General features: G+C 43.8%; 5 protein-coding genes. 4 read left to right on the top strand and 1 reads right to left on the bottom strand.

What is annotated here, in order from left to right:
- Window positions 1–18: 18 nt before the first annotated feature.
- Window positions 19–873 carry a peptidoglycan-binding protein gene (locus WAM07_RS03880; protein WP_422164941.1) on the bottom strand — a complete coding sequence of 285 codons (855 nt, stop codon included), beginning with the start codon at window positions 871–873 and terminating at the stop codon, window positions 19–21.
- 118 nt (window positions 874–991) lie between these two features.
- Between WAM07_RS03880 and WAM07_RS03875 the strand changes: the two genes are divergently transcribed.
- The 4 genes from WAM07_RS03875 to WAM07_RS03860 all read left to right on the top strand — a co-directional run bounded on the left by WAM07_RS03875 (window position 992) and on the right by WAM07_RS03860 (window position 6,416).
- Complete coding sequence (locus WAM07_RS03875; protein ID WP_422164939.1) at window positions 992–1,819, top strand: hypothetical protein; 828 nt, start codon at window positions 992–994, stop codon at window positions 1,817–1,819.
- Between the two features lie 357 nt (window positions 1,820–2,176).
- A complete protein-coding gene (locus WAM07_RS03870) occupies window positions 2,177–3,991 on the top strand; it encodes a glycoside hydrolase family 2 protein (RefSeq protein WP_422164937.1) in 1,815 nt (604 codons plus the stop codon).
- Between the two features lie 19 nt (window positions 3,992–4,010).
- The gene (locus tag WAM07_RS03865) at window positions 4,011–5,405 is read left to right on the top strand and encodes an MFS transporter (protein WP_422164935.1); all 1,395 of its coding nucleotides are present in this window, start codon (window positions 4,011–4,013) and stop codon (window positions 5,403–5,405) included.
- Window positions 5,406–5,498: 93 nt separating this feature from the next.
- Window positions 5,499–6,416 (top strand): ArsR/SmtB family transcription factor, encoded by a 918-nt coding sequence (locus tag WAM07_RS03860; RefSeq protein WP_422164933.1) that lies wholly within the window; start codon window positions 5,499–5,501, stop codon window positions 6,414–6,416.
- Window positions 6,417–6,658 lie beyond the last annotated feature (242 nt).

Raw genomic sequence — 6,658 nt, 5'->3', positions numbered from 1 at the left:
GTGGAAGGTTATGGTTGGTTATGGAAATAGTTTTCGCCAGGTTGCGGGGCCTGTTATGCCGTCCATTTGAAGTTTGTGCTTCGTTTGAAATTTGCGGACGGAAGATTCAGTCTGTCTTCCGTAACTTCCATCCACATCTATACCGAGCGCTCTTTGAATTTGTCTGACATACTTCCCAGATCTTCCTCTTTTCAACGGAAAACCTGGATAGCCGCTTGTCTCTAAAGCACGCGTTGTCTCCCTACCTACTACGCCATCAACACGAAGCAGCCAGTCTCTCTGAAACTCCCGTACTGCTGATTCTGTACGTGGTCCAAAATGTCCATCAGCTCCTGTATTTCCCAATTGATATCCTCGTGCCATAAGTACGATTTGCACCTCTTTCACGGAAGAACCGCTCATCCCTCTTCTCAATACGCTCCCCGTATTTGAAGCAGTCCCCGGCACGAGTTCCAAATGCGGATAGTCGGGGAAGGACTTCCAATCTCCGCCCCAGGAAAATCCCAGGCTTTTAGCAATAGACGCTGCCTGCCTCCACTTTTCGTCCACCTTCCACAGTGCTTTCGTACCATCTTCCGAAACAATGAAATAATCAATCGCCCAGCCTTTATTGTGATTGCTCTGCCCTGGCTGAGCTTTCGTTACCATTTTTCCCGATTTTCCGTATTTCTCCCCCTGCCACACGTAATTCGGACGTCCCTGCCCGTAAAGCCTGGCCTGTTCCTCCATTGACCGAAACCCTGAAGAGATTTGAACCGGAATTCTCTTTTTATAAGCTAGTTCAATGAATTCCAGAGCACGCTTTCGCACTTCCGCCTGTACGTCTCCCATGTTGCGAATACTGCGTTCCTTAAGCTTCTGAACCTCTATCACGTGATCCCCTCCTCCCTTTACTAATCGTCTGGTTCTTGGATTACGTGTCATGTTTTTGGAAATGAACGATACATATATAAAAAAGGCACGTCCTCATCTTAAGAAAGGATGCGATACTATGTTATGTCCCTCCTGTCATTGCGAACGAGCAGCCGGGAACTTCTGCTCGGTCTGTGGAAGCTCTTTTCGAGAGTCGGAAACGTATGATGATGCGATTTATGAGGTTATTCCTGTCGCTGAACCATATGCTCCCGCAGAAAGCGCCATATTAACCCGCGTTTCCAGAAACGCAAACGAGCCGAAACGGCTCAGTGGCTACACGGATTATTTTCAACGGATTATTAAAAACCCCTCTCAGGCTTTAGCATCAGATCATGATCACTTTTACTATGGAATGCTATCGATTGGAATTTACATGGCTACCTTTGCGTTAAGTTTCTATTTTCTTGCTAACAAAATTTACACCGCAATGCTTGGCGGGCTCTCGACCCTATTTTCTGAACAAGGCAGCCAACAGGCTCTCCCTTTTATTAATTTTACCTCATCCATTTTCTTTTTCGTGCTCTTATTCGTCGGCTCAGCAGTAGTCTGTATGTACACTGGGAACCTGTTGATGGGTAAAGGCATGTCCTTTAAACGGCTCATAGCCCAGTACGGAAGTGTAGTACTTCCATTTTCCTGTCTTAACTTGCTCGCCATCATATTCGGGCTGGCAGGCTATACCACACTCACTTTATTCACGGCTGGATTATCTTTATTCTTTACCATCTCTATCCTTCCTGCCCTTTTTATCTATCATCATGGGCTGCACCGGACAGCATCCACCCGCTCATTCTACTGGAGCATAGGAACATCTGCTGTCTCCATGATTATGTCTTATTTAATTGTCCGTACCTTTGTATTAGAATTTCTAGCCCAAATCGTAAATGCTGGAAATAGCCTCTAATCTCCATACCTGATACTCTATTGTTATTTCTTTCTAAAATAGATTTAGACCTTTAGATCTCATTAAGATTTATATAAAGAAGAGCTGAATTTTTTCAGCTCTTCTTTTTTTGTGATTAGTCTTATTAAAATCTTTGTGCAGACTTCCTTATTTTTTACCTTATGACCTGGTCAAGCTCAGTCCCCTCTCTCTACTTATCCAACTGTATCTAAAGTCAAAGAGATCCCATCATCAAGCCATCCAAATATTATCTAATCATTTTTATTACTAAAATACTTGTAATAAAACAACTTTATATGTAATAATAAAGTCAACTTATGAAAGCCCTTACTTAAATACAGAACGGGAGAGGTTGTAATGGTGGTGAGTTCTATTTCTCGCCTTGAGAAAAAGTCGAGCAACAGCGTCGAGTACCCTCGACCTCAATTCAAAAGAAATCATTGGTACGACTTGAACGGAAACTGGCAATTCGCATGGGATGATGAAAACAAAGGCGAACAGGAAGGCTGGGCGCAATCGGCGGAGAGCCTTCCACAGCAGATTAACGTTCCTTACGCGTATCAAAGTAAAAATTCTGGTATCGATTCACAGGAACCGCACGATGTAGTCTGGTATAAACGCCATTTTCACTGGGAAAAAAGAGATGGCCTTGAGCTTCTCCTGCATTTTGAAGCTGTCGATTACTATACAAAAGTATGGGTGAACGGCCAGTTTGTCGGAGATCATGCAGGTGGTCATACGCCCTTCAGCTTTTCAATTGGCTCGATTGTACAGGAAGGAAACAATGTGATCACCGTCCGGGCGGAAGACCATAATGGAGTGGAACAGCCCATAGGGAAGCAGTCCTGGAAATCAGATAACTTTCTATGTTGGTACACACGGACAACGGGTATTTGGCAGCCGGTATGGCTCGAAGAAGTATCCTCCCTGCATATGAAAGGTGTGAAGATGACACCTGATTTAGCCCACTCCAATTTGCGAGTAGAAGCTGAACTTCCGCTTCATCAGTCGAAGGCTTATTTGGAAGCACACGTTTATTTCAAAGATGAATGGATCCATTCAGCAGGAGCCTGGATTAAACCCAATCAAACAAAAGTGGATTTACAACTAGATGCTGAGTCTGACCAGGCTGATTTTCGAGTTTACTATTGGACGCCGGAACAACCACAACTCTATGATATTTACTTCTCTTTAAAAGTCGATGGCGAAATTACGGACCAGACGGAAAGCTACTTCGGCATGCGAAGCATTGAAGTGAAAGATGACAAAATTCTGCTGAATCAAGAATTCTTTTATCAAAAGTTAATTCTGGATCAGGGCTATTATGAAGATTCATTAATGACGGCCAGCTACAAAGAGATGCATTCGGATTTAACGAAAGTCAAAGCGATGGGATTCAACGGGGTCAGGCGTCATCAGACGATTGCCGACCGCAGATATATGACGCTTTGCGATCAGCTGGGGCTTGTCATGTGGGCTGAAATGCCAAGCTTTTTTAAATTTTCCGATTCATCCATGCAGGCCATGCAGAGCGAAACACGGGAAATGGTAACGAAACACTATAACCATCCCTCTGTCATTGTCTATACACTCATGAACGAATCGTGGGGCGTAAACGAAATTTATCATCGCAGAGATCAGCAGAATTTTGTAAACGCTCTCTATTATCAGACTAAAGCTCAGGATCCAACCCGTCTGATCGTTGGCAATGACGGCTGGGAACATACCGCTACGGATATCCTTACGATTCACGACTATAACTCTTCTGCGGAAGATATAGCGGCAACTTATAAAGATAAAGCTTCCTATGTAGATGAAAGCCCTTCTAAGACCAGTAAAAAGCAGAACTTTGCCAGCGGTTATCGATACACAGGCCAGCCTATCATCATGAGCGAGTTTGGAGGCATTGCCTTTAGTCCTCAGGAAGACGCAAACACATGGGGATATGGTGCACGACCTCAAACGGAAAAAGAAGCGTTAGCACGATTTGAGAAACTGATGAAAGCGGTTATGGAAACCGATTCGTTTCAGGGATTCTGCTATACACAGCTGACAGATGTTGAGCAGGAAGTCAATGGTTTACTGAACCACGAGCATAACGATAAATTTGATCAGCGGGAAATCCGCTCCATTTTATCTTCCGTTCAGTCCGATGGGTTTATTTTTGAATAATATGAAGGAGGAGAGAAGGATGCAAACAGCTAAACAGCATTCGCAGACAGAGGGAACGTATAAGGAAGATATCCGAAAAAAAGAGATTGCTTCCTATTTCGGTTACGGATTTGCCCAGTGTATCAGCTTTGGTCTATTAGGTTCTTATGTACTCTTTTTTTACACCGATATTTTAGGAATATCAGCGGCAGCTGCCAGTCTGATCTTCCTGATCGCACGAACGTGGGATGCGATCAATGATCCTTTAATGGCTTCCATTATGGACACCCTTCATTCTAAGCACGGGAAGTTCCGTCCCTATCTTAAATACATGCCGTTTTTAATTGTTCTATCTACCATTGCCTGTTTTATTCCGCTGGATGGCTTAAGCATGACCACCAAAGTCATTTATGCCGGTGCTACTTACATTATCTGGGGCATGGTTTATACCGCTTCTGACGTTCCGTTCTGGTCCCTGTCCTCCGTTATGAGTCAGGACACCCAGCAGCGTACCAAACTGATCACGTTTGCCAACATGGGAGTGTTCACAGGGATTGCTTTGTCCCCTACGATTTTTATTCCACTGACTGAATGGCTCGGTGGCGGTAATATGGGACAGGGCTACCTGCTTGCTACCATCGTATTGATGGCCATTGCTCTGCCGATTATGTTAAACGGCTTCCGAAACACGAAAGAACGAGTGAAACCACCCAAGACTAAGGTGAAGTTTTCAGACGGGATTCGGGCCATTAGAGCCAATAAACCGATGTTTGCGGTGCTGGTCGTCTTCTTCTGTAATGTGTTTATGAATATTACCCAGGCTTTGAACATTTACTTTTTTACGTACAATCTTGGAAACGCTTCCTTAATGACGATTTTCGGGATCATCAGCTTTGCCAGCTGTATCGGATTCTTTATTATTCCAAAGCTTGCCCATAAATATAAGAAGAAGCATATGCTTATGGTGATCGTTGCGGCGGATGTTCTGATTCGAATCGTCTGGTTCAGCCTTGGTTATTCCAGTGTCGTTGTATCCTTTATCTTTATCGGGATTACGATGCTGCTTTATACCACCACTGGTCCTCTCATCTCAGGAATGCTCGCGGAAACGATTGAATATACTGAGCTTAAAACTGGAAAACGAAATGAAGCGGTCATTTTCTCCGGGCAAACCTTTACCGGCAAATTGTCTGTAGCCGTTTCCGGAGGAGCTACCGGATTAATTCTGACAGCCATCAACTACCAGTCCAATCAAGCGCAGAGTGAATTTACGCTCGACATGCTGTTTTTCGTCATTGCTTTACTTCCTGCTCTAGGCTCGATCGTCCGTTTTATCATCATGTATTTCTACTCTTATACGGAAACAGAGTATAAAGAAACGGTGGAAAAAATTAATCTTAGAAAACAGGAAGCTGAGGCTTCCCCTCAAAGCTAAAAGGGAAGGAGAAGGATTACGATTCGTATCCTTCTCCTTTTATTATTTTGTTATACTATGGAAAAGATCCTTTTAGACACGGAGGCCGAAGAATTGAAAAAACTGTCCCTTACCTTTGAAAATATGCTGCCGATCAGCAAGGTTTTATCGAATCCTACTAGAATTAATATCTTAAATCTATTAAGTGAAAAGCCGCATAACGTAAATGAATTAGCAGAAAAGCTTGAACTCCCTTTTTCTACGACCGCCTCTCATATTAATAAACTGGAAGAAGTCGAATTAATTGTGACGGAACTGGTTCCGGGAAGAGGGACCCAAAAAGTAAGTGCCATCAACTATGACCGGATTATTATGGACCTATTTAATAAAGAAGAGCAATCGAATGAACAGGAACTCACTTTGGAGATGAATATTGGAGATTACCTGGATTGTTACGCTGTTCCTAACTGCGGTCTGGTGGGGACGGATGAGTACATTGGACACCAGGATGATCCGCGCTCTTTTTACGAAACGGACCGGAAGCTTGCACAGCTGCTTTATTTCAGAGATGGGTACGTCGAGTATCGATTCCCTAACCGTATTCCTTACGAGTGGACAACAAAAGAAATTACCTTTAGTGCAGAAGTATGCTCGGAAGCACCGAACTATAAATTGGACTGGCCTTCGGATATCACCGCCTGGGTCAATCATAAGGAAGCCGGGACTTTCACATCGCCAGGAGATTTTGGGGGCGAGCGTGGCATTCACACACCCGAATGGTGGCGGACCAGCTTAACTCAATATGGGCAGCTGAAACAATGGAAAATAAAAGAGGACGGCTGTTATATTGATAACGAAAAAGTCTCTGAACTTTCCATTGACGATCTCCAGCTCCATGATTACCCCTATGTGGCTTTTAAATTGGGCATCAAGGAGGAAGCCGTAAACAAAGGCGGCATGAATTTATTCGGCCCGAACTTCGGAAACTACGATCAAGGAATTGTGATGACTATTAAATATGAGAAATCTTAATTTACCTAAAAAGAGCTTCCCCACTAGTAGGGAAGCTCTTTTGTTAGAGTTTATTATTGGTTTTTCGCAAAAAGCTTATTACGCAATAGGGTCGATTACTGTAAGACTCAGTTTCGAGATAATTTGGGTCCGTTACGATATTTGGAGAAGGGCTGGTGGGGAAATAGCTCACTTTCCTATGGGGGAACGGTGAGCTTCCTCGCTCGTTTCACTCCCTGCGGGATCTCACCTAGTTCCTTCTC

It is taken from the genome of Halobacillus sp. (assembly GCF_049282395.1).
Lineage (GTDB): Bacteria > Bacillota > Bacilli > Bacillales > Halobacillaceae > Halobacillus.
This window is presented reverse-complemented; position numbering and strand designations above follow the sequence as displayed.

Excerpts from the sequence above, each read along its gene's own strand:
- WAM07_RS03875 (WP_422164939.1), top strand. The coding sequence starts at position 992 with ATGTTATGTCCCTCCTGTCATTGCGAACGAGCAGCCGGGAACTTCTGC.
- WAM07_RS03870 (WP_422164937.1), top strand. The coding sequence starts at position 2,177 with ATGGTGGTGAGTTCTATTTCTCGCCTTGAGAAAAAGTCGAGCAACAGC.
- WAM07_RS03865 (WP_422164935.1), top strand. The coding sequence starts at position 4,011 with ATGCAAACAGCTAAACAGCATTCGCAGACAGAGGGAACGTATAAGGAA.